This is a genomic window from Pseudomonas sp. FW305-3-2-15-E-TSA4 (assembly GCF_058787295.1).
In genome coordinates this window covers 90,720-116,601 of the sequence record NZ_JBYSZP010000011.1, presented here as the reverse complement: position 1 = coordinate 116,601, position 25,882 = coordinate 90,720, and the positions used below count along the sequence as shown (strand labels likewise).

General features: G+C 62.2%; 23 protein-coding genes. 11 read left to right on the top strand and 12 right to left on the bottom strand.

Going from position 1 to position 25,882, the window contains the following annotated elements; all coding sequences use genetic code 11:
* Positions 1 to 132: 132 nt before the first annotated feature.
* Genes hemL through AC3WMV_RS16725 form a run of 3 tightly spaced genes read right to left on the bottom strand, consistent with a single transcriptional unit; the run spans position 133 to position 2,871 of the window.
* Complete coding sequence (hemL, locus tag AC3WMV_RS16735; RefSeq protein ID WP_103367251.1) at positions 133 to 1,416, bottom strand: glutamate-1-semialdehyde 2,1-aminomutase; 1,284 nt, start codon at positions 1,414 to 1,416, stop codon at positions 133 to 135.
* A gap of 15 nt (positions 1,417 to 1,431) precedes the next feature.
* Positions 1,432 to 2,055, bottom strand: a complete 624-nt coding sequence (gene thiE / locus AC3WMV_RS16730) for a thiamine phosphate synthase (protein WP_007960555.1) — start codon at positions 2,053 to 2,055, stop codon at positions 1,432 to 1,434.
* An 18-nt stretch (positions 2,056 to 2,073) separates the two neighbouring features.
* A complete protein-coding gene (locus AC3WMV_RS16725; protein WP_007960553.1) occupies positions 2,074 to 2,871 on the bottom strand; it encodes a hydroxymethylpyrimidine/phosphomethylpyrimidine kinase in 798 nt (265 codons plus the stop codon).
* A gap of 303 nt (positions 2,872 to 3,174) precedes the next feature.
* On the opposite strand from AC3WMV_RS16725, the gene AC3WMV_RS16720 reads away from it, so the two are divergent.
* The 4 genes from AC3WMV_RS16720 to AC3WMV_RS16705 all read left to right on the top strand — a co-directional run bounded on the left by AC3WMV_RS16720 (position 3,175) and on the right by AC3WMV_RS16705 (position 9,664).
* Positions 3,175 to 5,529: a hybrid sensor histidine kinase/response regulator gene (locus AC3WMV_RS16720; RefSeq protein ID WP_103367252.1), complete on the top strand. Its 2,355-nt coding sequence runs from the start codon at positions 3,175 to 3,177 to the stop codon at positions 5,527 to 5,529.
* A gap of 97 nt (positions 5,530 to 5,626) precedes the next feature.
* On the top strand, positions 5,627 to 7,276 hold the full coding sequence (locus AC3WMV_RS16715) for an acyl-CoA dehydrogenase family protein (RefSeq protein WP_103367253.1): 1,650 nt from the start codon (positions 5,627 to 5,629) through the stop codon (positions 7,274 to 7,276).
* Positions 7,277 to 7,458: 182 nt separating this feature from the next.
* Positions 7,459 to 8,958 carry an AMP nucleosidase gene (gene amn / locus AC3WMV_RS16710; protein WP_167734182.1) on the top strand — a complete coding sequence of 500 codons (1,500 nt, stop codon included), beginning with the start codon at positions 7,459 to 7,461 and terminating at the stop codon, positions 8,956 to 8,958.
* Between the two features lie 70 nt (positions 8,959 to 9,028).
* A complete protein-coding gene (locus AC3WMV_RS16705) occupies positions 9,029 to 9,664 on the top strand; it encodes a pseudouridine synthase (RefSeq protein ID WP_103367254.1) in 636 nt (211 codons plus the stop codon).
* On the opposite strand, the gene AC3WMV_RS16700 is transcribed toward AC3WMV_RS16705, so the two are convergent.
* Positions 9,659 to 9,868: a DUF2788 domain-containing protein gene (locus AC3WMV_RS16700; protein WP_003228500.1), complete on the bottom strand. Its 210-nt coding sequence runs from the start codon at positions 9,866 to 9,868 to the stop codon at positions 9,659 to 9,661. The genes AC3WMV_RS16705 and AC3WMV_RS16700 overlap by 6 nt on opposite strands.
* 188 nt (positions 9,869 to 10,056) lie before the next feature.
* A complete protein-coding gene (locus tag AC3WMV_RS16695) occupies positions 10,057 to 10,536 on the bottom strand; it encodes an Lrp/AsnC family transcriptional regulator (protein ID WP_008081091.1) in 480 nt (159 codons plus the stop codon).
* A 455-nt stretch (positions 10,537 to 10,991) separates the two neighbouring features.
* Between AC3WMV_RS16695 and AC3WMV_RS16690 the strand changes: the two genes are divergently transcribed.
* Positions 10,992 to 12,032 carry a DUF6515 family protein gene (locus tag AC3WMV_RS16690; RefSeq protein WP_103367255.1) on the top strand — a complete coding sequence of 347 codons (1,041 nt, stop codon included), beginning with the start codon at positions 10,992 to 10,994 and terminating at the stop codon, positions 12,030 to 12,032.
* On the opposite strand, the gene AC3WMV_RS16685 is transcribed toward AC3WMV_RS16690, so the two are convergent.
* Both AC3WMV_RS16685 and AC3WMV_RS16680 read right to left on the bottom strand, forming a co-directional pair.
* Entirely contained in the window at positions 12,026 to 12,934 is a 909-nt protein-coding gene (locus AC3WMV_RS16685) for a cation diffusion facilitator family transporter (RefSeq protein ID WP_047602562.1), read from the bottom strand. The genes AC3WMV_RS16690 and AC3WMV_RS16685 overlap by 7 nt on opposite strands.
* A gap of 9 nt (positions 12,935 to 12,943) precedes the next feature.
* The gene (locus AC3WMV_RS16680; RefSeq protein ID WP_103367256.1) at positions 12,944 to 13,363 is read right to left on the bottom strand and encodes a polyribonucleotide nucleotidyltransferase; all 420 of its coding nucleotides are present in this window, start codon (positions 13,361 to 13,363) and stop codon (positions 12,944 to 12,946) included.
* Between the two features lie 109 nt (positions 13,364 to 13,472).
* Here AC3WMV_RS16680 and hrpB point away from each other — a divergent pair, with 109 nt between their 5' ends.
* The gene (gene hrpB / locus AC3WMV_RS16675) at positions 13,473 to 15,992 is read left to right on the top strand and encodes an ATP-dependent helicase HrpB (RefSeq protein ID WP_103367257.1); all 2,520 of its coding nucleotides are present in this window, start codon (positions 13,473 to 13,475) and stop codon (positions 15,990 to 15,992) included.
* Between the two features lie 87 nt (positions 15,993 to 16,079).
* Here hrpB and AC3WMV_RS16670 read toward each other — a convergent pair whose 3' ends face one another.
* Both AC3WMV_RS16670 and AC3WMV_RS16665 read right to left on the bottom strand, forming a co-directional pair.
* Positions 16,080 to 17,159, bottom strand: a complete 1,080-nt coding sequence (locus AC3WMV_RS16670) for an endonuclease/exonuclease/phosphatase family protein (RefSeq protein ID WP_103367258.1) — start codon at positions 17,157 to 17,159, stop codon at positions 16,080 to 16,082.
* Between the two features lie 74 nt (positions 17,160 to 17,233).
* Positions 17,234 to 17,908 carry a YciC family protein gene (locus tag AC3WMV_RS16665; RefSeq protein ID WP_103367259.1) on the bottom strand — a complete coding sequence of 225 codons (675 nt, stop codon included), beginning with the start codon at positions 17,906 to 17,908 and terminating at the stop codon, positions 17,234 to 17,236.
* 178 nt (positions 17,909 to 18,086) lie between these two features.
* Here AC3WMV_RS16665 and AC3WMV_RS16660 point away from each other — a divergent pair, with 178 nt between their 5' ends.
* From AC3WMV_RS16660 to AC3WMV_RS16650, 3 genes are all read left to right on the top strand, one after another.
* Positions 18,087 to 18,845, top strand: a complete 759-nt coding sequence (locus tag AC3WMV_RS16660; protein WP_103367260.1) for a DUF2076 domain-containing protein — start codon at positions 18,087 to 18,089, stop codon at positions 18,843 to 18,845.
* 244 nt (positions 18,846 to 19,089) lie between these two features.
* A complete protein-coding gene (locus tag AC3WMV_RS16655; protein ID WP_007963710.1) occupies positions 19,090 to 19,569 on the top strand; it encodes a LabA-like NYN domain-containing protein in 480 nt (159 codons plus the stop codon).
* Positions 19,570 to 19,609: 40 nt separating this feature from the next.
* Positions 19,610 to 20,215 carry a 3'-5' exonuclease gene (locus tag AC3WMV_RS16650; protein ID WP_027612872.1) on the top strand — a complete coding sequence of 202 codons (606 nt, stop codon included), beginning with the start codon at positions 19,610 to 19,612 and terminating at the stop codon, positions 20,213 to 20,215.
* 134 nt (positions 20,216 to 20,349) lie between these two features.
* Here the strand turns inward: AC3WMV_RS16650 and AC3WMV_RS16645 are convergent, their stop codons facing one another.
* On the bottom strand, positions 20,350 to 20,802 hold the full coding sequence (locus AC3WMV_RS16645) for an Lrp/AsnC family transcriptional regulator (RefSeq protein ID WP_095139246.1): 453 nt from the start codon (positions 20,800 to 20,802) through the stop codon (positions 20,350 to 20,352).
* A gap of 163 nt (positions 20,803 to 20,965) precedes the next feature.
* On the opposite strand from AC3WMV_RS16645, the gene yedA reads away from it, so the two are divergent.
* Both yedA and rhlE1 read left to right on the top strand, forming a co-directional pair.
* Positions 20,966 to 21,907: a drug/metabolite exporter YedA gene (yedA, locus tag AC3WMV_RS16640; RefSeq protein WP_103367261.1), complete on the top strand. Its 942-nt coding sequence runs from the start codon at positions 20,966 to 20,968 to the stop codon at positions 21,905 to 21,907.
* Positions 21,908 to 21,972: 65 nt separating this feature from the next.
* Positions 21,973 to 23,310, top strand: a complete 1,338-nt coding sequence (rhlE1, locus tag AC3WMV_RS16635; RefSeq protein ID WP_103367262.1) for an RNA helicase RhlE1 — start codon at positions 21,973 to 21,975, stop codon at positions 23,308 to 23,310.
* Between the two features lie 117 nt (positions 23,311 to 23,427).
* Here rhlE1 and AC3WMV_RS16630 read toward each other — a convergent pair whose 3' ends face one another.
* The gene (locus AC3WMV_RS16630; RefSeq protein WP_103367263.1) at positions 23,428 to 24,669 is read right to left on the bottom strand and encodes a TIGR03862 family flavoprotein; all 1,242 of its coding nucleotides are present in this window, start codon (positions 24,667 to 24,669) and stop codon (positions 23,428 to 23,430) included.
* A 281-nt stretch (positions 24,670 to 24,950) separates the two neighbouring features.
* Complete coding sequence (locus AC3WMV_RS16625) at positions 24,951 to 25,871, bottom strand: histone deacetylase family protein (protein WP_103367264.1); 921 nt, start codon at positions 25,869 to 25,871, stop codon at positions 24,951 to 24,953.
* Positions 25,872 to 25,882 lie beyond the last annotated feature (11 nt).

Below are 25,882 nucleotides of genomic sequence, written 5' to 3'. Positions count from 1 at the left end.
TTACTCGTTTTTCTGCTGCGCGGGGAATATATCGGCCACTTTCTGATGGATTTTTAGCAGAGGCGTGGGAAAAACGGCGTGAGTGTAGGTGAAAGCTGACGCTGGCCATGGCCAACGTCAGCGGTACGGCGATTACTTCAATGCAGCGAAGGCGCGTTCGGCAGCGTCCAGGGTGATTTTCAGCTCGGCTTCGCCGTGGGCGATCGAGGTGAAACCGGCTTCGAATGCACTCGGTGCCAGGTACACGCCACCTTCGAGCATCAGGTGGAAGAAGCGACCGAACAGTGCTGCGTCGCTGGCCATCACGTCTTCAAAGGTGACGATGTCGTCGGCGCCGCTGAAGTACAGGCCGAACATGCCACCCGCTTGCGTGGTCACGAACGGAATGCCCGCGGCATCGGCGCGTTGTTGCAGGCCGTCGAGCAGGCGCGTGGTGTAGTCGGTCAGTTCGGCGTGGAACCCCGGACGGCTGATCAGGCGCAGGGTGGTCAGACCGGCGGCCATCGCCAGCGGGTTACCCGACAGGGTGCCGGCCTGGTACACCGGGCCCAGCGGCGCGATGCGTTCCATGATTTCACGTTTGCCGCCGAAGCAGCCGACCGGCATGCCGCCGCCGATGATCTTGCCGAAGGTTGTCAGATCCGGGGTCACGTCGTAGTGCGCCTGGGCGCCGCCGAGGGCAACGCGGAAACCGGTCATCACTTCGTCGAAAATCAGCACCACGCCATGCTTGTCGCACAGCGCACGCAGGCCTTCGAGGAAACCCGGTGCCGGCGGCACGCAGTTCATGTTGCCAGCGACTGGCTCGACGATGATGCAGGCGACGTCCTGACCGACTTCGGCGAGCATCTTTTCCACGGCGTCGATGTCGTTGAACGGCAGGGTCAGGGTGTGTTTGGCGAACGCGGCCGGCACACCGGCGGAGCTTGGCACGCCCTGGGTCAGCGCGCCGGAACCGGCCTTGACCAGCAGGCTGTCGGAGTGACCGTGGTAGCAACCTTCGAACTTGATGATGCTGTCACGACCGGTGTAACCACGGGCCAGACGAATCGCGCTCATGGTCGCTTCGGTGCCGGAGCTGACCATGCGCACCATGTCCATCGACGGTACCAGCGAGCAGACCAGGTCGGCCATCTCGGTTTCCATCGCGGTCGGCGCGCCGTAGGACAGGCCGTGTTGCAGTTGATTGCGCACTGCGTCGAGCACGTCCGGGTGGCTGTGGCCGAGGATCATCGGCCCCCACGAACCGACGTAATCCACATAACGCTTGTCGTCTTCGTCAGTGACGTAGGCGCCTTCGGCGTGCTTGAAGAACAGCGGCGTGCCACCCACGCTCTTGAAGGCGCGAACCGGCGAGTTCACGCCACCGGGAATGTGTTTCTGGGCATTGGCAAACAGGGTTTCGGAACGAGACATGTTCGGGCTCTCAAATCAGATTTTCAGAAGTTCGTTGAAGGCGCGGGCGCGGCGGGTCACTTCGGCGGTGCTTTCGGCACCGAACAAGCCGTGGACCACCGCCAGCAGGTCGACCCCGTGGGCCACCAGCGGCGCGGCGTTGTCGAGGGTGATGCCGCCAATCGCGCAGACCGGCAGATGCAGCTTGCGTTTGGCCTCGTCGAGCAGATCGAGGCTGCAGCTTGGCGCGCCGGGTTTGGTGTTGGAATTGAAGAAGCGACCGAAGGCGACATAGCTCGCGCCTTCCTTGGCGGCCTGTTCAGCCAATTCAAGCTGCGCGTGGCAGGTCGAACCGATGATGGCTTTGGAGCCGAGCAGGGCGCGGGTCGGCGACAGCGGGCCGTCGGTCTGCCCCAGGTGCACGCCGACGTTGAGGCGTGCGGCCAATTCGGCGTCATCGTTGATGATCAACTGCGTCTTGTAACGTTCGCACAGATCGCGTAGCGCTTCGGCCTCGCGCAGACGGCGGGCCTCGTCGCTGCTTTTGTCGCGGTATTGCAGCAGGGTGACGCCGCCTTCCAGCGCCGCCTCCACATACGACAGAAACTTGCCCGCCAGTAATTGGCTGTCGGTGATGGCGTACAGGCCACGTAGTTTCATCAGGCAGACCTCACGACGTTACGAGCAAAAATCCAGCGGCAGGCGACGCGGCACGAACTGGCCTTTGCCCAGTTGTTCGGCATCGCGCAGGGTGCGCCAGGTGTAATCCAGTGCAGTACGCACGGCGCTGGCGAGGTTTTCACCTTGGGCCAGCCGACCGGCGAGGGCGCTGGCCAATGTGCAGCCGGAACCGTGATAACTGCCCGGCAAACGCTGGCAATAGAAGGTTTCACGCAGGCCGTCACGGCTGTACAGGCGATTGTGGATTTCAGTTTCGTCGCCATGGCCGCCGGTGATCAGCAGGTTTTTGACGAACGGCAGGAGTTTTTCCGCGCACTCATCCGCGGTGCCTTCGGGCAGTTCGGCGAGAATCCGCGCTTCGGGCAGGTTGGGGGTGGCAATGATCGACAGCGGCAGCAGACGCTCGCGCATCGCATAACCGACTTCGTCCTTGCCCAGGCGTCCGCCGCCGCCGGCACGCAGCACCGGGTCGCAAACCACTGGCAAGTGCGGGTGCGCAGAGAGCAGTTCGACCACGGTGTCGACCATTTCCAGCGAGCCGAGCATGCCCAGTTTGACCGCAGCGACTTCGGAGTCGTTGAGCACGGCATTGGCCTGGGCCAGTACCCACTCTCGGTCGAGGACGCGGAAGTCTGTGACGTTGACGGTGTCTTGCACGGTCAGGGCGGTGACGGCCGGAGCCGCATGGCAACCCTGCGCGAGCAGGGCTTCGATATCTGCCTGCAAGCCGGCGCCACCACTGGGGTCGTGGCCGGAGAGACAGAGGACAACGGGGCGGGAGCTGTAGATATTCATGGTGCGCGAGCTTACCACCAAAGCTGAATTTGGGGTTCAGTCCCGATCGAGCTTGTCATCACAAAAGCATTCACAATGTCTGCTGCTTTACCGAGTTGACCAACTCAACAGCTCTAGCTCGCTGCTTTGCTCTGAAACGCCCGTTCTAGAGCCTTTGTAGGAAAAATTTCGATGGTGCTCAATGGCCATCAACGGCTATGCTAGTCTGGATCCAAACCAATAACAGGTAATACCGGTTTTACGTCTACTCAAAGGGAATGGGGGGCTTCCTGACACAACCGGACGAGCCACGCTGGGGCTTCAATGCGCTATTTGCTGATGTTGCTGTTCTGCTTGCCCCTCCTCGCAAGCGCCGTCGAGTTCGACGAAAATACCCAGAGCCTTCCCCTGGGCCGCTCCTTGCAAGTGTTCGAAGACCCGAGCGGTCAGGCGAACATCGCCGACGTCCGTGCTCAAGCGGCGGCGGGCAATTTCAAACCCCACGACAAAGCCACGCTCAATGCCGGTTACTCGCGCTCGGCGTTCTGGTTGAAGATCGATCTGCATTACCGTCCGAACAACCCGGCCGCCCAACGCACCTGGCTGCTGGAACTGGCGTATCCGCCGCTCGATCATCTCGACCTTTATATGGCCGATGCCAATGGCGACTACCGCCTGATCCGGCAGACCGGCGACGCCTTGCCGTTCGCCAGTCGCGAGATCCGGCAGAACAATTACCTGTTCGACCTGACCTTCGCCCCTGACCAGCAAAAAACCGTGTACCTGCGCCTGGCCAGTGAAGGTTCGATTCAGGCGCCGGTGACGTTATGGTCGAGCACCGCGTACCTCGAAGACCAGCCGGTGCGCCTGTATGTGCTGGGGATCATCTATGGTGTGCTGCTGGGGATGCTGGTCTACAACCTGTTCATCTACCTGAGCGTGCGCGACACCAGCTACCTCTATTACATCTTCTACATCGCCTCGTTCGGCCTTTATCAACTGTCGGTGAACGGCGCGGCGGTCGAGTATTTCTGGCCGGACAATCCGTGGTGGGCCAACGCCGCCACACCGTTTTTCATCGGTTGCGCCGGGTTGTTCGGCAGCCAGTTCGCCCGCAGTTTCCTGCAGACCAGAACCCACAGCCGCTGGCTCGACTATCTGCTGATCGCCCTGATCGCGTTCGGCGCGCTGGTGGTCGGGCTGTCGCTGATGACCAGTTACGCATTGTCGCTGCGCCTGGCGACCCTGTTGGCGCTGGTGTTCACCGTGGTGATCTTCGCCGCCGGGATTCTCGCCTGGTGGCGCGGCTTGCGGGTGGCGCGTTATTTCATCATTGCCTGGTCGGCATTCCTGCTCGGCGGCATCGTCAATACGCTGATGGTGCTGGGCCTGCTGCCCAACGTGTTCCTGACCATGTACGCCAGCCAGATCGGTTCGGCGATCGAAGTCGCGCTGCTGTCGCTGGCGCTGGCTGATCGCATCAACGCGATGCGCGAGCAACAGGCGCAAACCCTGTTCGATGCCGGGCAGAAACTCGAAGTGCTCAACCAGCAACTGGCCCACAGCAACAAGCTCAAGGATGAATTCCTCGCGACCCTGACCCACGAATTGCGCACGCCGATGAACGGTGTGATCGGTTCGCTGGAACTGATGCAGACCGTCGAGCTGGAGCCTGAACTGGAGCAATACCAGCAAACCGCCGCCGGCTCCGCCCGGGACATGATGCGCATGGTCAACGGCATCCTCACCCTCACCGAATTGCAGGCCGGCAAGCTCAAGGCGACGCCGGGCAGCTTCAGTCTGCGCGCGGTGGTCGAGGCCTTGCGCGTGCAGTTCGACGGCAACGCGGCGAGCAAGTCGCTGGACTTCAAAGTCGAGGTGCTGCCGACCCTGCCGGATCGCTTGCACGGCGACAGCGCAAAACTGGCGCAGTGCCTGGAGTGCCTGCTGGACAACGCGATCAAGTTCACCCGGGTCGGCGGTCTGGCGCTGCGAGTGACCGGCAAACCGTCGGCGGGCAATCGCTTGGCGTTGTCGTTTGCGGTGATCGACACCGGCATCGGTTTCACCGATCTGGGCGAGGCGACGATGTATCAGCGCTTCTTCCAGCTTGATGGCTCGATGACCCGCGAATACGGCGGGCTGGGCGTGGGGCTGGCGATCTGTCGGCAACTGGTGGAACTGCTCGGCGGCAAGCTGACTCACCGCTCCCAGCCTGGCAGCGGCAGCCGTTTTCAACTGGATGTCGAGTTTGAGCTGCCGGAAGTCGAAGCGGCGCCAACCGCGGACGCGCTGCACGAGCGCAGCCGTGCGCCGCAGGATTGCACGGTGTTGCTGGTGGACGACAACAGCGTCAACCAACTGCTGATGCGCGGCATGCTGCTCAAGCTCGGTTTCCGCGTGCGCACGGCGGACAACGGCGCGGCGGCACTTGATTGCCTGCAACGGGAAACCTTCGACGCGGTGCTGATCGATTGCCAGTTGCCCAATCATGAAGGCGCGTCGTTGTGCTGCCAGATTCATGCGTTGCCCGGCTGCGCCAATCTGCCGGTGTTCATGCTGGCGCTGGGCACAGATCGCGAGCACTGCGCGCCGGGTACGCGCATCGATTACCTGAACAAACCGGTGAAATTCGAAGACCTGCAGACGGCGCTGGAGCGTCGGGTGCTCAGCGCATAATAGGGTGAAAGCGCCGACAGTTCGGCGCATATGACACTTTGATCAACCACGGGCCGGTGCTTAACTGAATCCCTTGGCTGACCAAAGGAGCCCCGTCATGAACCTGCATCAGTTCGCCGAAACCCACGAAGTCACCAACCAGCCACCGTCGCTGGATGGCGCCAACCTGTACCGCATCGACCTGCCGCTGCAGGAGTGGTCACGCCGTTTCGGCGCCGGGTGGGCCGAGTCTCGGATCGATGCCTACGGTGCGCTGGCCGGCGGGCCGTTGATGGCAGCCGGGTTCCTTGCCAATCAGAACAAGCCGGTGTTCGTCAGTCATGACCGCTACGGTCATCGCATCGATCTGGTGGAATTCCATCCCGCTTATCACGAGCTGATGCGCACCGCGATCGAACATGGCCTGACCTCATCACCCTGGACCCATCCGCAGGACGGCGCGCATGTCGCCCGCGCCTCGATGAGCTATCTGCACAGCCAGGCCGAGGCCGGCAGCGGTTGCCCATTCACCATGACTTTCGCCAGTGTCCCGGCCATGCGTTTGCAGCCTGATCTGGCCGAGCAGTGGCTGCCGAAAATCCTCGCCACCGAATACGACCCGCGCAACGTCGGCATGGCGCACAAGGCCGGCGTGACCATCGGCATGGCGATGACCGAGAAACAGGGCGGCACCGACGTGCGCGCCAATACCACCAAGGCCTATCCGGTCGGTGCCAGTGGCCCGGGGCAGGCCTATGAACTGGTCGGGCACAAGTGGTTCTGCTCGGCGCCGATGTGCGATGCATTCCTGTCGCTGGCGCAGACCGACAAGGGCCTGACCTGCTTCCTGCTGCCGCGCCACCGCCCCGACGACACGCGCAATCAGTTCTACATCCAGCGCCTGAAAAACAAACTCGGCAACCAGTCCAATGCCTCCAGTGAAGTGGAGTTCCGTGGCGCTTTGGCGTGGATGGTCGGCGAAGAGGGGCGCGGTGTGCCGACCATCATCGAGATGGTGGCGATGACCCGTTTCGATTGCATGGTCGGCTCCAGCTCGCTGATGCGTCAGGCGCTGACCCAGGCCAGCCACCACTGCGCGCACCGCAAGGTCGGCGGCAAACTGCTCAGCGAGCAACCGTTGATGCAGAACGTGCTGGCCGATCTGGCGCTGGAAAGCGAGGCCGCGCTGGCCCTGAGCCTGCGCATGGGCAAGGCGCTGGATCATCTGGATGATCGCCATGAAGCGCAATTCGCCCGGCTGGTGACGGCGGTGGGCAAATACTGGATCTGCAAACGTGCCCCCGGAATGATCAACGAAGCCGCCGAGTGCATGGGCGGTGCCGGTTATGTCGAGGAGAGCATCCTGCCACGGCTGTATCGCGAAGCGCCGGTCAACTCGACGTGGGAAGGCTCGGGGAATGTGCAGTGCCTGGATGTGTTGCGTGCGCTGTCGAAAGAACCGGGTGTGCTCGATGTGCTGTTCAGCGAGTTGGGTGACGGGCACGGCGACAAGCGCCTGGCCGCGCATATCCAGCAGTTGCAGGCGCAGTTCAAGGACACCAGCGATATTCAGTATCGGGCGCGGCAACTCACCGAAGACATCGCGCTCGGTTTGCAGGCCAAGCTATTGCTGGAGGCCGGCAACTCGGCGGTCAGCGACGCGTTCATTGCCAGCCGCCTGAGTGGTGGCGGCCGGGTCTACGGTGCATTGCCGCGTGGGCTGGACGTCGAAGCCATCGTCGCCCGCGCAACCCCCCAGGGTTTCTGACCCAACACAAATCCCCTTGTGGGAGCGGGCTTGCTCGCGAATGTGGTGTGTCAGTCAATGGATAGGTCGACTGACACAGCGCATTCGCGAGCAAGCCCGCTCCCACAGGGGATCTCCATTGACAGGGAGATTTGGGTACAGCCACAACGCCACTGTTCCCGTGAGACCACGATGCAGGCAAGATGAAGCTCTGCAAGTCAGAACACAGGAAGCTGATCGTGACCGAAGCGTTTATTGTCGTTCAAACCGCCGAACAAGCCGTGGATCGTCTGGCCGAGCTGCATGAGCGGGCCACCACTGCGCTGAACTCGGCGCTCAAGCGTTACCTCAAGGATCGCGTCGAGCCTGACGCCGAACAGCGTGCCCTGTTTCGTTATCCCGAACTGCGTCTGACCTACCTGTGTCAGGGCGAAGTCCCGCAGACCACCCGCGCCTACGCCAAGGTGCAACTGCCGGGCACCTACAGCGTCACCGTCACCCATCCCAAGGCGTTCCGCAAATACCTGCTGGAACAACTGGTGCCGTTGATGCACGACTTCACCGTGACCGTGGAAGTCGGCGTCAGTCAGCAGAATATTCCATACCCGTACGTGGTCGAGCAGGGCGATGAACTGGCCGGCTCCGGCGTCACCGCTGCGGTGCTGGCGCGAGTGTTCCCGAGTACCGACCTGTCCGCCGCCACCGATGGCATCGCCGACGGTCTCTACGACTGGGAAAACACCGATCCGCTGCCACTGGCGCTGTTTGACGCCGCGCGCGTCGACTTCTCCCTGCGTCGCCTGGTGCACTACACCGGCAGCGACTGGCGCCATGTGCAGCCGTGGATTCTGCTGACCAACTACCACCGCTACGTCGACCAGTTCATCGTTCATGGCCTGGAACAACTGCGCAACGACCCGCGTTTCGTGCGCATGGTTTTGCCGGGCAACGTGATCATCGAGAAGGGCATGGATCACGGCGAAGCCTCGGCGATCGCCGCTGGCGTGGTCTGGCACCGCTACCAGATGCCGGCCTATCACCTGATCGCCAACGACGGCCATGGCGTGACCCTGGTCAACATCGGCGTCGGCCCGTCCAACGCGAAGAACATCACCGACCACCTGGCGGTGCTGCGCCCGCATTGCTGGCTGATGATCGGTCACTGCGGCGGGCTGCGTCAGTCGCAGACCATCGGCGACTACGTGCTGGCCCACGCCTACATGCGTCGTGACGGGATTCTCGACCGCGTGGTGCCGCCGAACATTCCGATCCCGGCGCTGGCCGAAGTGCAACTGGCGCTGCAGCAAGCAGCCGCCAATATCACCGGCGAGAAGGGCGAGGAGCTGAAAAAGCGCCTGCGCACCGGCACCGTGCTGACCTACGACGACCGCAACTGGGAACTGCGCTGGGCGCAGGAACGTCCGCTGATCAACCTGTCCCGCGCCGTGGCGGTGGACATGGAAAGCGGCACCATCGCCGCCCAGGGTTATCGCTTGCGGGTGCCTTACGGCACGTTGCTGTGCGTTTCGGACAAACCGCTGCACAGTGAAATCAAGCTGCCGGGTTCGGCCAACGCGTTCTACGAGCGCGCGGTCAGCCAACACTTGAAGATCGGCATCGCGGCGGTGGATCTGCTGCGCACCGAACTCAACTCGCTGCACTCGCGCAAACTGCGCAGCTTCGACGAGCCGCCGTTCCGCTGATTTGTTGATGGTCATTTAACGGTCGGGCTACTAGCATTAGCAGCCCTGACCGTTAGATGTTTGTTCTCTTATGTCCCGTCCCCCGCGTCCTCCTTCCCGCCGCCCTGGCGCGAAGCTTTCCCCCTCAGCTCCACGCCGTGTCGCCAAGGCGCCGCCGGCCGAGCCGAAGCTGATCCTGTTCAACAAGCCATTCGATGTGCTGACGCAGTTCAGCGACGAAGGCGGGCGGGCGACGCTCAAGGATTACATTGACGTGCCCGGTATCTATCCGGCCGGACGCCTTGATCGCGACAGCGAAGGCTTGTTGTTGCTGACTAATGACGGCCAGTTGCAGGCGCGCATCGCTGATCCGAAACACAAACTGGCGAAGACTTACTGGGTGCAGGTCGAAGGCGTGCCGACAGGCGAGCAGTTGCAGCGTCTGCGCGAAGGTGTCGAGTTGAATGACGGCAAGACTTTGCCTGCCGAGGCGCGGCAACTGGAGGAACCTGAACTGTGGCCACGCAATCCGCCGGTACGCTTTCGCAAAAGCGTGCCGACCAGTTGGCTGGAGTTGGTGATTCGTGAAGGGCGCAACCGTCAGGTACGGCGGATGACCGCTGCGGTAGGGCTGCCGACGTTGCGGCTGGTAAGGGTGCGGATCGGCGACTGGACGCTCGACGGGCTCGATCAGGGCCAATGGAAAGAAGTGCCGGCGCGGTTATAGAGCGCCGGATTCGATCAGGCCGATCACCACACTCTTGATGATGAACGCAGCCACGCCCAGGCCCAGGACGAAGAACAGAATGAACGAGCCGAAACGCCCGGCCTTGGACTTCTTCGCCAGATCCCAGACGATGAAACCCATGAAAATGATCAGGATGCTGACCAGGCCAGTCATCATCCACTCTTCGAATACTGCAGGATCCATCGGGCATCTCCGGCGCGCACAGGGCTGAAAGGGCTGGGCGATTATACGCCGAGGGTGGCAGGGCCGCATTGACCTGTGTCGGTGTGCCGCGGTTATGGGGTGCCTGTACCGGCCTCTTCGCGAGCAAGCCCGCTCCCACATTTGGAATGCATTTCCCTGTGGGAGCGGGCTTGCTCGCGAAGGCGATGTCAGTTGCGCAGATGCGTCAGCGGCAATTCAGTGCTGTTGAGCACCTGATTCAGCACAAAACTCGAACGCACGCTGGTCACGCCTTCAATCCGGGTCAGGTGCCCCAGCAACAGCTTCTGATAGTGATCCATGTCCGGCACCACCACTTTCAACTGATAGTCGGCATCCACGCCGGTCACCAGGCTGCATTCCAGCACCTGCGGCAAGGTGCGGATCGCCGCTTCGAAATTCTCGAAACGCTCCGGGGTGTGCCGGTCCATGCCGATCAGTACGTAGGCGGTCAGGCTCAGGCCGAGCATCTTGCGATCGAGCAGGGCGACCTGGCGCGAGATGTAGCCGTCGTCCTCCAGTTGTTTGACCCGGCGCGAGCAGGGCGAGGGCGACAGACCGATGCGCTCGGCCAGTTCCTGGTTGGAGATGCGGGCGTCGCGCTGCAATTCCGCCAAAATACTCAGGTCGTAACGGTCGAGTTTGCTCATGAATCAGTCCTTGGTTGTAACTATTGCGGCGGATTATCTATCCAGGGTTAAAAATTGCGCAAGCAGTGTTTATTTGAGCAATCTTCGCAATCCTCTGTCGCGTCTTGCGGCCTATTCTTATCACCAGAATCACTGCTCGGTAACACAGTCCACTGCGGCCCGCCCAATCAGGCCCGCCGCGGCCGCCACCCCCACCGGGGATGGGCCGGCCCCCGAGCTGCACACTGTCCAGAAGACGGCGTGAGGTGAGCCGACGTCAAAAGCGTCGAGCCAGGACGAAGTTCTCTAAAGGGAGGCCGACGGGTCTCCCTTTTTCTTGCCTGCGATTTTTTGTGCCTCGATGCACAGCCTTCCTCAATAAATAAGTTTCGTGACTGATAACCTGTCGCAGAACCCGGTATGCGTATTCCCGGTCTTAGCTATAAGCCCTCTTAATACCCGCAGTGAGGAAAAGCATGAAGTCGCGCATCTGGCGTCTGGCCGGTGTTGGTTTGCTGTGTGTGAGCGTCAGTGCGCAAGCGCTCGCCGACGATCCGGAGAGCCGCAGCCCTAATGGTGGACGCGGCCCTGAGCATCAGGGAAATAACCAGGGCCATGGGGGCGATCATCAGCCCCACGGGCAGAACAATCCGTCGCCGCAAAATCAGCCGCGGCCGCAGAACAACGAAATCATTCGGGGCGACAACAGCCGCCAGTTCGAGCACAACGGCCAGCAGCACAACAATGGCCAGTGGCAGAACCAGAACCGCGCGCCCAATCAACCCGCTCCGGTGCATCAGGCGCCCCCGTCGAACAACCTGCCGATCCAGCCACGGCCCGACACCGTGCGCCAGACTCAGGAACCGCGCCAGGGTTACTACCGCGACGAGCGGCCGCAGAATGGTTACCACAACCAGCAATGGCAAACCGGCAACCGGCCCAATGACAATCGCTGGCCGGGTCGCCCGGACGGACATGGCAACGGTTGGGGGCCAGGCCCGCAATACCGCCCGGGGCATGTGATCGACCGCTTCCCGGATCGCGAATACCGAGTGCCGTATCGCGGTCAGGATTACTTCTATTCCGGCGGCTACTGGTATCGCCCGCAAGGCCCGCGCTACATCGTCGTGCAGCCGCCACGAGGGATTCGCACCCAGTATCTGCCGGACTATGCCCGTGAAGTGTGGATCGGCGGTGCGTTGCTGTTCCTCGCTGCCGGTTCCTACTATGCGTATCAGGAAGCCACTCAGGATTACGTCGTAGTCGAACCCCCGGTGCAGCAACCGCCGCAACCGCAGCCGCAATCCCAGGGCTATGACGTCGAGGCCTATCCGGCCAACGGGCAGTCGCCGGAACAGGTGCAGCAGGACGGTTATCAGTGCTACCAATACGCCGTGCAGCAGAGCGGTTTCGACCCGCGTACCGCGACCTATCAACCGGCGCCTGAGGTGGTGCAGGCTTACCGTCAGGCGCAGGGCAATTGCCTGAGCAGTCGCGGTTATCAGGTGTCTTACTGAATCCGGGTTTGCGCCCGTTCGGTCTTGACCACTTCCTGCGGGTCGGCGTGCACCAGCACTTCGGCTCGCGGGTAGGCGGCGTGAATCGCATCCGCCGCCTGATCGCTGATACCGTGAGCGACTGACAAGGTCAGCTCTCCCGGCAATTCCAGATGCAACTGCACGAACCAGTGGTTGCCTGAAATCCGCGTGCGCAAATCATGCGCGCCCAGTACGCCGGGTACGCCGCAGGCCAGTTCGAGCATGTGCTGACTGACGTCCGTCGGCAGCTCTTCATCCATCAGCACCGAAAAACTTTCCCGGGCGATCTGGATCGCGCTCCACAAGATGTACCCGGCAATCCCCAGGCCGAACCATGCGTCCAACTGATGAAAGCCCATGCCGGCGAGAATCAGCGCAATCAGAATGCTGCCGTTGAGCAGCATGTCAGAACGGTAGTGCAGCGAGTCGGCGCGCACGGCGTTGGAGCCGGTCTGCTTGATCACCCGATGTTGCAGCGTCAGCAACGCCGCGGTCAGCAGCAGCGAGAACACGATCACGCCGATGCTCAGCCACGGCGCGCCAAGCGGCTCCGGTTGCTTGATGCGTTCATACGCCTGAAACGCAATCAGCACCGCACTGCCACCGATGAACAGCGCCTGCGCCATGCCCGCCAGCGATTCGGCCTTGCCGTGGCCGTAACGGTGATCGTCATCGGCCGGACGCAGCGCGTAATGCACCGCCAGCAGATTGAGCAGCGAAGTGACGCCATCCAGCGCCGAGTCGGTGAGGCCGGCGAGCATGCTCACCGAGCCGCTCAGCCACCAGGCGATGGCTTTGGCGATGATCAGCGTGCAGGCCACCGCCACCGAAGCGCGGGTTGCCAGCCGCAGCAGGCGGGCGTGTTCGGGGCTGGTGGTCATGTGATTTCCTTATGCGGCGGGTTGCAGGCCAAACATCGCCAGTTGTTGAGTGCTGCCCTTGTGCTGGATCAGGCGCGGATCGTCCAGCGGCAGGTTGCGGCCCAGTTCTGTTTCGAGAATAGCCTGCAACTTGAGGTTATCGACCTGACCGTCCGGGCCGATGGCTTGTTTGAGTTTGGCCGGATCGATCTGAGCGGTGTGGCCCGGTTCGAAATAGATCGCACCGGTGGTGAAGTCGACCGCGAACGCGATCAGCCCTGGAATCACGTAGAACAGCAGGCCCACGGCGTCGAGCACGGCAATCGCCGGGTCGATCTTGCCGTCGATCTGACCGCGACGGTCCGGATAGAAAATCGAACCGCAGGCCGTGAGTTGAGTGAGCAGGGTGGCGACCAGTACACCGCCGATCAGGCGAGAAGGTAAGCGCATGGAAAATCTCCTGAGTCATCTATTAACGAAGCTTCGTCTTGTGAAGTTAAGACCCTGACAAACGCCCGGCAGTTCGCCGTTATACTCGCGCCTCTGTTTGGGAGCCAGCATGATTTCTTTGCCGATCGATGAAGTTTTACCCGCCCTGCGTGAAGCCTTGGCGACACGCCACGAAGCCGTGCTCGAAGCACCGCCCGGCGCCGGTAAAACCACCCGCGTGCCTTTAGCCTTGCTCGATGAAGCGTGGCTGGCCGGGCAGACCATTCTGATGCTCGAACCACGGCGTCTCGCCGCGCGAGCCGCTGCCGAACGGTTGGCCAGCGAACTGGGTGAGAAGGTCGGTGAAACGGTCGGCTATCGCATCCGTCTCGACAGCAAGGTCGGCCCCAATACCCGTATCGAAGTGGTCACCGAAGGCATCCTCACCCGACGTCTGCAGGATGATCCGGCACTGGAAGGCGTCGGTCTGCTGATCTTCGACGAATTTCACGAACGCAGTCTTGATGCCGACCTGGCCTTGGCCCTGAGTTTGAACGGTCGTGAACTGTTCCGAGCTGAACAGCCGCTGAAGATATTGCTGATGTCCGCCACGCTGGAAGGCGAGCGTCTGGCCGGGTTGCTGGATGACGCGCCGATCCTGCGCAGCGAAGGGCGCATGTACCCGGTGACGATGCGCTGGGGCCGGCCGTTCCAGCCCGGCGAATACATCGACCAGCGCGTGACCCAGACCGTCCTCGAAGCGCTGCACGATGAAACCGGCAGCCTGCTGGTGTTTTTGCCGGGGCAGGCGGAAATCCGTCGGGTGCATCAGCAACTGAGCGATGCCATTGGCGAGCGTAAAGACGTATTGCTCTGTCCGTTGCACGGCGAACTGGATCTCAACGCCCAGCGCGCTGCCATCGACCCGGCGCCGGCGGGCCAGCGCAAAGTGGTGCTGGCGACCAACATCGCCGAGACCAGCCTGACCATCAACGGCGTGCGCGTGGTGATCGACGCCGGGCTGGCGCGGGTGCCGCGTTTCGACCCAGGCAGCGGCATGACCCGCCTCGATACTCAGCGTATTTCCAGGGCCAGCGCCACCCAGCGTGCGGGCCGGGCCGGACGTCTGGAGCCGGGCGTTTGTTATCGCCTGTGGTCGCAGGATCAGCACGAGCAGCTCGCCGCTTACGGCAGTGCGGAAATACTGTCGGCGGATCTGGCGAGTCTGGCGCTGCAACTTGGACGCTGGGGCGTGACCCCGGGCGAGCTGGTCTGGCTCGATGTGCCGCCGGCAGCGGCCTATGCCCAGGCGCAGGATTTGTTGCAGCGCCTGGGCGCACTTGAAGGCGAGGCGTTGACGTCCCACGGTCAGGCCATGGCCGAATTGCCGGCGCATCCGCGCATCGCCCATCTGTTGCTGCGCGGTCAGGCGTTGGGGCTGGCGAACATGGCGTGCGACGTCGCGGCACTGCTCGGCGAGCGCGATATCCTGCGCGGCGCCGGTGCGGATCTGCACAGTCGCCTGGTGCTGCTCTCCGGCGAAGAACGCGCGGCACGCGGTGCTCAGGGCGGCGTGCAGCGTGCGCGGCAACTGGCGCGGCAATATCGCGGTTACCTGCGCGGCAAGGCCAGCGCGCCGGTCAGCGATCCCGATCACCCGCGCTGGCTCGGTGCGCTGCTGGCGCTGGCTTACCCGGATCGGGTTGCCCAGCAGCGGCGTGCCGGTGGCGCCGAATATCGTCTGGCCAATGGTCGCGCTGCGCTGTTCGCCGAAGCCGACAGCCTGATGAAGGAGCCGTGGATCGTTGTCGCCGATCTCGGCAGTCGTCAGGGCCAGCGTGAGGAGCGGATTTACCTGGCGGCGGATTTTGATCCGGCGCTGTTCGATTCGGTGCTCGCCGAGCAAGTGCGCGCTGTCGATCAACTGGACTGGGATGAGCGCGAAGGCGTGCTGCGCGCCGAGCGTCAGTGCAAGGTTGGCGAACTGATCCTCAGCCGCGAACCGTTGACTGGTCTCGACGAAGCGGCGCGCAGTCAGGCGCTGGTCAATCTGGTGCGGCGCAAGGGGCTGGAGTTGCTGCCGTGGACCCCGGAGTTGCGCCAGTGGCAGGCACGGGTCGCGTTGCTGCGGCAACTGGATTTGAGTCATCAGGATGAAAGTCAGTGGCCGGATGTCAGCGATGCAACGTTGCTGAACACTCTCGAGCATTGGTTAATGCCTTACTTGGGCAAGGTCTCGCGGCTCAGCCATTTCGCCAATCTGGACCTGTCGAGCATCGTCCGCAATCTGCTGCCGTGGCCGTTGCCGCAGAGGCTTGATGAGCTGGCGCCGCATCACATCAGCGTGCCGTCGGGGTCATCGATTCGTCTGGATTACAGCGAGTCTCCGCCGATTCTCGCGGTGCGTCTGCAGGAGTTGTTCGGCCTCGCCGAGACGCCGCGAATTGCCGGCGGCCGGCAAGTGGTCAAGCTGCACCTGTTGTCCCCGGCACGCCGGCCGGTGCAGGTGACGCAGGATCTGGCCAACTTCTGGCGCAGCACCTATGCCGAGGTGAAGAAGGATCTGAAGGGGCGCTATCCGAAGCATTATTGGCCGGATGATCCGTTGGTGGCCGAGGCGACCGCGCGGGCCAAGCCGCGCGGCACCTGAAGAGCAAAACATCGCAGCCTGCTACCCCATCACGGTACGACATCAATCTATTGTGGGAGCGGGATATCGTGTTAACTGGCTACGGGGCTACGGGGCTGCGGGCAGCAGGAACCGCGCAATCACGGGCAAGTGATCGGAAATGCGCAACGTATCGTCCTGGCGCACCCTCGCTTCGACCCGTTTGATCTTCGGGCTGTAGAAGAGATAGTCCACGGTGCGATCCGGGCCATTCAGGCCGGGGTCGTTGGGGTAGTGGGTCAGCCAGTGGGCGCGGTCGATGCCGCTGGCTTCGTTGTTGGTCGGGATCATCGGGTACTTGTCCCACAACAGATGCAGCGCGCTGTCGATCGAGTAGGGCGTGCGCTGCTCGGCGGGCAGACGCTGATACTGGCCCAGCGGCAACAGATTGAAGTCGCCGCCGATCAGCCACGGCAGGCCCTGGCTTTCGTACTTGTCGAGCACTTTGGCCACCGCCGTCACTTGCGCCTGCAAAGTCTCGTCCGGTTGGCGGGCGCGATCCAGATGGGTGTTGAATACCGTCAGTTGTCCGCCGTCGCTCAGCGGCAGCTTGGTGGCGAGCAGGGCGTCTTTGGGTTGGAACTGGCGGGAGATGAAATTCGCCGGGGGCACCGGCAATTGCAGGCGTTCGGCGTGTTCGATGCGGTAACGGCTCAGGGTCACCAGTTGCCGGCCAACGCTGCCGAAGATGTGCGGGTCGGGGACGAACTCGGCTTTCCAGTCGAAGGCATGGGCGCTGCACGGGTAGAGATCGGTGACCCGTTCCTGCAGCAGCTTGAGCTGATTCTGGTAATCGCTGGCCTTGGCGCCGTCATCCAGCTCCTGCAGCAGCACCACGTCGGGCTGCTCGTCGCGAATCACCCGCGCCACTTCGTCGAGACTGAAGGCCATGTCCTCCGGGGATGGTGCTTCATCGGCGCCTTGGGCGAGATCGTTCCAGAACACATAGCGCTTGCCCGCCAGATACTGCACGTTCCAGGTCATGACTTTCAGCGCTTGCCCGGGCACCAGGGTCGGCGGCGTGCCGCTGCAGGTGGCGGGCAAGGTTTCTCGCGCATCGGGGCGCCAGGTCAGGCTGTAGATCAGCCCGCCGATCACGGCGATGGCGAGCACAATCAGTGACAGGGTGTAGCGCAGCAGACGGGGCATGGCTCGGCTTATCGCGTTACAAAAGTGGCTCCGAGCATACCTGACCGCAGAGCCTTGGCCCAAGGGTCGCGAAGTCAGACCGCTCCGGTACGTTTGTCAGGCAATTCGCTGATCAGCATGAACAGACGGAACAGCACCACACTGGTGAACAGCTGCAGGAAACTGTGCGCGCTGTCGATCAGTACCGCGATCAGCGGATTCTGTGGGTCGGGGTACGACGCCAGGGTCGCGCCCTTGAGCAGCCACAGCGGCCCCATCACACACAGAATGCACAGCAGGATCCGCCAGAAATGCCCACGGGTCAGGCGCAGGCTTTCCTTCATCGCCTGCAACGGCCCCATGCCGCGCAGCACCAGCAGGTATTCAGCGAATGCGAGCATGACCATCAGCATCAGCCCCGGCAGGAAATACAGTGACAGCCCCAGCAGAATCAGCAAGGTATTGAGCGCTGTGAGCAGGGCGAAACGCGGCCACAGGCGCGCGGACATCGCCAGCAGATCAAGGTTACGCGGGGCTTCGCCACGGGTGCGAGCATCGAGGAACAGGATCAGCGCGGCGGTGTACAGCGGATACACCAGCAGACCGACGACCACGCTGGCGGCGGAGAAACTGTCGGGGTCGGTGACGTGATCCACCACTTGCTGCAGCGCCGCCTCGAAGATCACCAGCGGCAGGCACAGCTGCAAGATGCTGACCAGGTGGCGTTTGAAAAAATACAGAGAGTCGCGCAGTACATCGAAGGCATTCATCAGTCGGTATCGCAGGTCGAAAACAGTGGCTCACTTTAACCGATGATGGGCGGGCGGACACAAACGTAAACATTCGGTAAAGGTCGTTGAAACATCCTGTCACTGCCTCCATTACAGAGGTGCGCCATGTCCACAGTGGACACGGGCAACGTTATCCCCGGCAATCTACGAGGTCGCCATGAACAGCGAAGAGCAAACCCTGATCGATGGACTGTTTTCCCGGCTGCAACAGGCCGAAACGGAGGCAGCCCCGCGCGACGCCCAGGCCGAGGCGCGGATCAAGGAACACCTGACCCGCCAGCCGGCGGCAGGTTATTTCATGACCCAGGCGATTCTGGTGCAAGAGGCGGCCATCAAGAGCCTCGACGAACAGAACAAGCAGCTGACCCGGCAAGTCCAGCAATTGCAGGCTGAACTGCAAGCGGCCAAGTCCCAGAGCGCGGCCCCGGCGCCAAGCGGCGGCGGTGGTTTCCTGTCGAGCATCTTCGGCGGCGGCAGCTCGCGTCCAGCGCCGACCCAGAGCGCTCCGGCTTCTACCGGCGGCTGGCGTGAGCCGGCACCGCAGCAGAACTACGCTGCGCCAGCGCCACAACAGAACTATGCCGCACCACCGCCCAACTACGCGCAGCAAGCAGCTCCGGCTACGGGCAGCAGCTTCCTCGGCGGCGCCCTGAAGACTGCCGCTGGCGTGGCCGGTGGCGTGATGCTGGCGCAGGGCATCAGCAGCCTGTTCCATCACAACCAGCAGCCCGAAGAAATCGTTGAAGTGATCAAGGAAGAGCCGGCGCAAGTGGCCGACCAGAGCGGTAACGACTGGGGCAATGACCAGCGTGTGGCCGATAACGGTTTCTCTGGCAATGACCAGGGCGGATTCACTGACACCGACTACAGCGATGACAACTCGTCATTCTTCGATGACGACGATTCGTTTGTCTGACTGATCAGCCGTCAGTATCAAATCTGTGGTGAGGGGATTTATCCCCGATGGAGTGCGCAGCAGTCCCATTTTCGGGGCCGCTGCGCTGCCCATCGGGGATAAATCCCCTCACCACAATCCACCATCCGTCCGGAGTGGTGGGTCGATTATTCGCGCCACCTTCCTGTGGGCTGGCATACTGAGCGCCTTTTTCGGGCCCGGCGCCTGATCCCGCTTCGTGCGCTATGCGCTCACAGGAATCCCGGTGAAAAAAATCGCAGTGTTCGCCGATGTGCAGAACCTCTACTACACCGTGCGTCAGGCCTATGGTTGTCACTTCAACTACGCCGCGCTGTGGGCTGACATTAGCAAGCAAGGGCAGATCGTCGAGGCCTACGCCTACGCAATCGACCGTGGCGACAGCAAGCAGCAGCAGTTCCAGCAGATCCTGCGCAACCTCGGTTTCACCGTGAAGCTCAAACCCTATATCCAGCGCAGCGACGGCTCGGCCAAGGGCGACTGGGACGTGGGCATCACCCTCGACATTATGGACGCCGCCGACCACGTCGACGAAATCGTCCTGGCCTCCGGTGACGGCGACTTCGACATGCTGCTCGAACGCATCATCAGCAAGCACGGCGTACAGGCAGTGGCCTATGGCGTGCCGGGCCTGACCGCCAACTCGCTGATCCGCGCCGCCAGCCGTTATGTGCCGATTGAAGGCGCACTGCTGTTGAAAAACTGAGCGTTGCTCAAGAATTGATTTGTACGGAGTTGAACCCGGTTTGGAACGCATTGCAGTCATCGACTTTGAAACCACCGGCCTGTCGCCGAACAGCAGCTGTCGCGCCACGGAAATCGCCGTGGTCATGCTGGAAAACGGCCGTATCGTCGAGCGTTACCAGAGCCTGATGAACGCCGGCGTCCGCGTCCCCGCGTTCATCGAACAACTGACCGGCATCAGCAACGCCATGTTGCGCAGTGCACCCTCGGCCGAGCGGGTCATGGAAGAGGTCAACGAATTCGTCGGCTGCACGCCACTGGTCGCGCACAATGCCTCGTTCGACCAGAAGTTCTGGGACTTCGAGCTTGGACGGATCAAACGCACCCGTCTGCAGAATTTCGCCTGCTCGCTGCTGCTGGCCCGTCGCCTGATGCCGGCTGCACCGAATCACAAGCTCGGCACGCTCACCACTTTCGCCCGCCTGCCACACACCGGCCAAGCGCACAGGGCGATGGCGGATGCGGAGATGGCGGCCAATCTGATGGCGCATCTGGCGGAAGAACTGCGGCACAAGCATGGGGTGCGGGAGCTGAATCACGATCTGCTGTGCAAACTGCAGAAAGTCCCGGCGGCCAAAGTCAGCGAGCACCTGCAGCGCTACCGCTGATCTCGAAGTCACCCAAAATCCCCTGTGGGAGCGGGCTTGCTCGCGAAAGCGGTGTGTCATTCGGCAAAAGGTTGTCTGACACTCCCTCTTCGCGAGCAAGCCCGCTCCCACATTTGGATCTTCTGAGTTCCTGATTACTTACCGTTGCCTTCGATGTGGCTCAGCGGCACGCGCTTCTCGATTGCGCTCGACAACACAATCGAGGTCTTGCTGAAGCCGAACTTCGCCACCCGATTGATCAACTCTTCCAGCTCCGTCATCGAACCCACCGCGCCCTTCATCATCACGCACGGATCGCCCGTCACCCGAAAGCACTCGGTCAGTTGCGGGATTTTCACCAGTTCGTCGTAAACCTTCTGGCTGCCGTTCTGGTGCAGGCGCAGTTCGATCATGCACTGGATCGGCAAGCCGATTTTCGACAGGTCGATGTTCGCCTGATACCCGGTGATCACTCCGGCGGCTTCAAGCTTGGCGACGCGCTCGGCCACTGCCGGGGCGGACAGGTTCACTTTGCGCGCCAGATCGGCATAGGACGCGCGACCGTTTTCCAACAGGGCGCTGAGCAGCATGCGGTCGTATTTGTCCAAGGCCGGACTCCTGAAATTGCCAGACTTTCGAAATCGCGGTTTATCCCGTCGATCTCCGTTGTTTCAAAAGTGTACCGGCGCGATAAACAGGTTTTGTAGCTTATTTTTGCTCGCGGGCCTTTCTAGAATAATTCACACCCTGCCTCTGACTGTCGAGCTGCCCATGCCTGCCTTGCGCCGTTTTTCCTTGCCGTTGATCGCCGCGTTTTTCGCGCTGTACGTGATTTGGGGATCAACCTATCTGGTGATCCGCCTCGGCGTCGAATACTGGCCGCCACTGATGCTCGGCGGGGTGCGCTTCGTGATTGCCGGCAGCCTGATGTACGCCTTCCTGCGCTGGCGCGGGGCACCGGCGCCGACCTGGGCGCAATGGAAAGCGGCGGGGATCATCGGGATTCTGCTGCTCAGTTTCGGTAATGGCGCGGTCAGTGTCGCCGAGCATACTGGCGTGGCTTCCGGCGTGGCGGCACTGGCGGTGGCGACGGTGCCGCTGTTCACCTTGCTCTTCGGGTATTTCTGGGGCGCGCGCAATACGCGCCTCGAATGGGCCGGGGTGGCGTTGGGAATTGTCGGCATCGCCATGCTCAACATGGGTTCCAACCTGCAATCGAGCCCGCTGGGCGCGGCGCTGCTGATTTTTGCGGCGGCGACCTGGGCGTTCGGCTCGGTGTGGAGCAAACACCTGCCGCTGCCGCAAGGGGCAATGGCCAGTGCCGTGGAGATGCTGGTGGGTGGCGTGGTGCTGTTGATCGGCAGCGCAGTGAGCGGCGAACATCTGCAAGCCTTGCCGCCGATGGAAGGCTGGCTGGCCTTGGGTTATCTGATCTTCTTCGGGTCGATCATCGCCTTCAATTCCTACATGTACCTGCTCAAACACGTGCGTCCGGCGGCGGCCACCAGTTATGCCTACGTCAACCCGGCGGTGGCGGTGTTGCTGGGGATCGTGTTTGTCGGCGAGACCATCGGCATGGAAGAAGCGCTGGCGATGCTGGTGATCATCAGTGCCGTGGTGCTGATCGGTCTGCCGCAGTGGCGGCGGCCGGCGCAGCCGCTCGTCGTGGAGACGCCGAAGACCGCCGTTCCAGCAGAACAGCGTGTGAATTAGGGTAAACTGCGCGCCATTGCACACTCGTGTCGCACAATTGCGCTGAATTTTCCTACGGTACTCCCATGACTTTCGCCTCTCTTGGCCTGATCGAACCCTTGCTGCGCTCCCTCGAGAAGCTCGGCTACCAGACTCCAACGCCGGTCCAGGCGCAAGCCATTCCGGCCGTTCTGGCCGGTCGCGACCTGATGGCCGCGGCCCAGACCGGGACCGGCAAGACCGCCGGTTTCGCCTTGCCGCTGCTGCAGTTGCTGGCCATGGAAGGGCCGAAAGTGGCCGCCAATTCGGCGCGTGCACTGATTCTGGTGCCGACCCGCGAGCTGGCGGAACAGGTTCATGAGTCGGTGCGCCAATACGCTGAAAACCTGCCATTGCGCACGTATGCGGTGTACGGCGGCGTCAGCATCAACCCGCAGATGATGAAGCTGCGCGGCGGCGTTGATGTGCTGGTCGCCACGCCTGGTCGCCTGATCGACCTGTTCCGCCAGAACGCGTTGAAACTCGATCAGTTGCAAACTCTGGTACTCGACGAAGCCGACCGCATGCTCGACCTGGGCTTCTCCGAAGAACTGGCGAACATTTACCGCATGTTGCCGAAGAAGCGCCAGACGCTGCTGTTCTCCGCGACCTTCTCCGATGACATCCGCCTGCTGGCCGGGCAGATGCTCAACGATCCGCTGAGCATCGAAGTCAGTCCGCGCAACGTGGCGGCCAACACCGTCAAACAGTGGGTGGTGACGGTGGACAAGAAGCGCAAGCCGGAACTGTTCGTGCACTTGATGCGCAAGAACAAGTGGAAGCAGGTGCTGGTGTTTGCCAAGACTCGCAATGGCGTCGATGCGCTGGTGGAAAAACTCCAGGGCCTCGGTGTGAACGCCGACGGCATCCATGGCGACAAACCGCAGGCGACCCGTCAGCGTGCGCTGGATCGTTTCAAACTCAGTGAAGTGCAGATTCTGGTGGCGACTGACGTCGCCGCCCGTGGTCTGGATATCGAAGATTTGCCGCTGGTGGTCAACTTCGACCTGCCGATCGTCGCCGAGGATTACATCCACCGCATCGGTCGTACTGGCCGTGCGGGCGCGACGGGCGAGGCGATCTCGCTGGTGTGCGCGGATGAAGTAAACATGCTCTCGGCAATCGAGATGCTCACCCGCCAGACCTTGAAGCGTCAGAACGAGCCGGATTTCGAACCTGAGCACCGCGTGCCGGATACCGATGCCAGCGGTCAGGTGATCAAGAAGCCGAAGAAACCGAAAAAGCCGAAAGCATCCGGCGGCGGTGGCAAGCGCAATCTGGGCAAGTGGGTCGACAGTGGCGACACCCAGGCGCCGGAGCCGTCGATCAAGCCTGTGCGTAAAGTGCCGGTATTTAATACCGGGCCACGCAAGCGCAAGCCTTGATTTGATGCGCTGTCTGTAAAGGCGCCTTCGCGAGCAAGCCCGCTCCCACATTGGTCTTCAGTGAAATGCAGATCTCCTGTGGGAGCGGGCTTGCTCGCGAAGGGCGCGCCGCGGTCTTCAGCCCTTACTCTGCAACCACTCCAACATTCCCAATCCCACCGCCCGGCCACTGGCAAAGCACCCGGTCAGCAGATAGCCGCCTGTCGGCGCTTCCCAATCCAGCATCTCGCCCGCACAGAACACCCCTGGCAACGCCTTGAGCATCAAACGTTCATCCAGCGCTTCGAACGTCACACCACCGGCACTGCTGATCGCTTCGTCCAGCGGACGGGTTTTCACCAAGGTCAGCGGCAACGCCTTGATCGCCCGCGCCAACAACGCCGGATCAGCGAAGGTTGCCGCGTCGGTCAGCTCACGCAACAACGCCGCTTTCACCCCATCAATTCCAACCTGACTGTGCAGATGCTTGGCCATCGAACGCGAACCGCGCGGTTTGCTCAACGCTGCCTGCAATTTATCCACAGGTCGGCCGGGCAACAGATCGATGTGCACGGTGGCTGACCCCTGCGTATTGATCGCCTCGCGAATCGGTGCCGACAGCGCATAGATCAGGCTGCCTTCGACCCCGGTTGCGGTAATCACGCATTCGCCCAAGCGTGGCACGTCGTCGTTCAAACCGATGGCGACATTTTTCAGCGGTGCACCGGCGAATTTGCTGACAAGCAATTCGCTCCAGGCCTGCACCTCGAATCCGCAATTGCTTGGTTGTAACGGCGCCAGCCCTACGCCTTTTTGTTCCAGAGGCAGCATCCACGCGCCATCCGAACCCAGCCGCGACCAACTGCCACCGCCGAGGGCGAGCAGGGTGGCGTCGGGTTTGACGGTGATTTCGCCGTCGGGGCTGGCGATGCGCAGCGCATCGTGTTCATCCCAGCCGAGCCAGCGATGGCGGGTGTGGATAACCACGCCGCTGTCGCGCAGGCGCTTGAGCCAGGCGCGCAGCAGGGGAGCGGCTTTCATGTCGGTGGGAAATACCCGGCCGGAGCTGCCGATGAAGGTCTCGATGCCCAGATCATGAATCCAGCGGCACAACGCGTCGGCATCGAAGCCGCGCAGCAGTGGCGCGATCTGCGGCGCGCGTTCGGCGTAGCGCGCGAGGAATGCCGGGTAAGGCTCGGAGTGGGTGATGTTCATGCCGCCGACCCCGGCCAGCAGGAACTTGCGCCCCACCGAGGGCATGCCGTCGTACAGATCGACGCGCACGCCGGCCTGGCTCAGCACTTCGGCGGCCATCAGGCCGGCGGGGCCACCGCCGATGATGGCGACGTGAGCGGGGTGGGGGGCGGAGTTCTGGGTCATGGCGTGCGCTGCGGTATGGCGGGATAAGGCGCGCATTCTAACAGCGCAGACCTTTGTAGGAGTGAGCCTGCTCGCGATGGCGGTTTATCAGGCGACATAAGTGCTGAATGTTGGTCCGCCATCGCGAGCAGGCTCACTCCTACAAAGAGATCGAGGTGAATTCAGTATGTGGTTAAAAAATAACCATCGCGCTGTACGCCATGTTCGATATGGCCTGTAGTCCCTTTCGCTCAGGTTATCCACAGGCCGTTCCACAGCGATTGTGGGTAACGCAGCACAGCTTAGTGACATCCGTGTGACGTCCAGACCCGTTGCGCGCTGTGATGCAGGATGCCGTGGCGGCGGGCGAGGGCGTGGCGATCCTTGCTGTAGCCGCCGCCGATCACGCCGACTACCGGGATGTCGCGGCCCAGGCAATGGCGCATCACGCTTTCATCGCGGGCGGCGACGCCTTCGTCTGTCAGTTGCAGATAACCAAGGGCGTCGTCCTTGTGCACATCGACCCCGGCGTCGTACAGCACCAGGTCCGGTTGATACAGCGGCAGCAGGTAGTTGAGGGTGTCATCCACCACCTGCAGATAGTCGGCATCGCCCATGCCTTTGGGCAACGGAATGTCCCAGTCACTTTCGGCCTTGCGTGCCGGAAAGTTCTTTTCGCAGTGCAGGGAAACGGTAATGGCCTCCGGCGTGTCATGCAGGATCCGCGCGGTGCCGTCGCCCTGATGCACGTCGCAATCGAAGATCAGCACCCGGTTCACCCGACCGCTTTGCAGCAGGTAATGGCTGATGATTGCCAGGTCGTTGAAGATGCAGAACCCGGCCGGGTAGTCGTAGTGAGCGTGATGGGTGCCGCCGGCGAGGTGACAGGCCAGACCATGCTCGAGGGCTTTTTCCGCCGCCAGAATCGAGCCGCCGACCGCCCGCACCGTGCGCCGCGCCAAGACTTCGTTCCACGGCAGGCCAAGTCGCCGCTGGTCTTCGCGAGACAACTCGCCGCTCATGTAGCGTTCGATATAGCGGCGGTCATGCGCCAGGGCGAGGATGTCGTTGGGGCAGATCTCGGGACGCAGCAGGTCGGCGTCGCGGGTCAGGCCGCTGTCGACCAGGTGGTCGCGCAGCAAGCGGAATTTGTCCATCGGAAAGCGGTGATCCGCCGGAAACTCGGGGCTGTAGTCTTCGTGGTAGATCAGCGGCAGGGGCATGGCAACTTCAT

What these genes read in the sequence shown, in the direction of transcription:
- hemL (WP_103367251.1), bottom strand. Translation starts at nt 1,416, where the DNA reads ATGTCTCGTTCCGAAACCCTGTTTGCCAATGCCCAGAAACACATTCCC.
- thiE (WP_007960555.1), bottom strand. Translation starts at nt 2,055, where the DNA reads ATGAAACTACGTGGCCTGTACGCCATCACCGACAGCCAATTACTGGCG.
- AC3WMV_RS16725 (WP_007960553.1), bottom strand. Translation starts at nt 2,871, where the DNA reads ATGAATATCTACAGCTCCCGCCCCGTTGTCCTCTGTCTCTCCGGCCAC.
- AC3WMV_RS16720 (WP_103367252.1), top strand. Translation starts at nt 3,175, where the DNA reads ATGCGCTATTTGCTGATGTTGCTGTTCTGCTTGCCCCTCCTCGCAAGC.
- AC3WMV_RS16715 (WP_103367253.1), top strand. Translation starts at nt 5,627, where the DNA reads ATGAACCTGCATCAGTTCGCCGAAACCCACGAAGTCACCAACCAGCCA.
- amn (WP_167734182.1), top strand. Translation starts at nt 7,459, where the DNA reads ATGAAGCTCTGCAAGTCAGAACACAGGAAGCTGATCGTGACCGAAGCG.
- AC3WMV_RS16705 (WP_103367254.1), top strand. Translation starts at nt 9,029, where the DNA reads ATGTCCCGTCCCCCGCGTCCTCCTTCCCGCCGCCCTGGCGCGAAGCTT.
- AC3WMV_RS16700 (WP_003228500.1), bottom strand. Translation starts at nt 9,868, where the DNA reads ATGGATCCTGCAGTATTCGAAGAGTGGATGATGACTGGCCTGGTCAGC.
- AC3WMV_RS16695 (WP_008081091.1), bottom strand. Translation starts at nt 10,536, where the DNA reads ATGAGCAAACTCGACCGTTACGACCTGAGTATTTTGGCGGAATTGCAG.
- AC3WMV_RS16690 (WP_103367255.1), top strand. Translation starts at nt 10,992, where the DNA reads ATGAAGTCGCGCATCTGGCGTCTGGCCGGTGTTGGTTTGCTGTGTGTG.
- AC3WMV_RS16685 (WP_047602562.1), bottom strand. Translation starts at nt 12,934, where the DNA reads ATGACCACCAGCCCCGAACACGCCCGCCTGCTGCGGCTGGCAACCCGC.
- AC3WMV_RS16680 (WP_103367256.1), bottom strand. Translation starts at nt 13,363, where the DNA reads ATGCGCTTACCTTCTCGCCTGATCGGCGGTGTACTGGTCGCCACCCTG.
- hrpB (WP_103367257.1), top strand. Translation starts at nt 13,473, where the DNA reads ATGATTTCTTTGCCGATCGATGAAGTTTTACCCGCCCTGCGTGAAGCC.
- AC3WMV_RS16670 (WP_103367258.1), bottom strand. Translation starts at nt 17,159, where the DNA reads ATGCCCCGTCTGCTGCGCTACACCCTGTCACTGATTGTGCTCGCCATC.
- AC3WMV_RS16665 (WP_103367259.1), bottom strand. Translation starts at nt 17,908, where the DNA reads ATGAATGCCTTCGATGTACTGCGCGACTCTCTGTATTTTTTCAAACGC.
- AC3WMV_RS16660 (WP_103367260.1), top strand. Translation starts at nt 18,087, where the DNA reads ATGAACAGCGAAGAGCAAACCCTGATCGATGGACTGTTTTCCCGGCTG.
- yedA (WP_103367261.1), top strand. Translation starts at nt 20,966, where the DNA reads ATGCCTGCCTTGCGCCGTTTTTCCTTGCCGTTGATCGCCGCGTTTTTC.
- rhlE1 (WP_103367262.1), top strand. Translation starts at nt 21,973, where the DNA reads ATGACTTTCGCCTCTCTTGGCCTGATCGAACCCTTGCTGCGCTCCCTC.
- AC3WMV_RS16630 (WP_103367263.1), bottom strand. Translation starts at nt 24,669, where the DNA reads ATGACCCAGAACTCCGCCCCCCACCCCGCTCACGTCGCCATCATCGGC.
- AC3WMV_RS16625 (WP_103367264.1), bottom strand. Translation starts at nt 25,871, where the DNA reads ATGCCCCTGCCGCTGATCTACCACGAAGACTACAGCCCCGAGTTTCCG.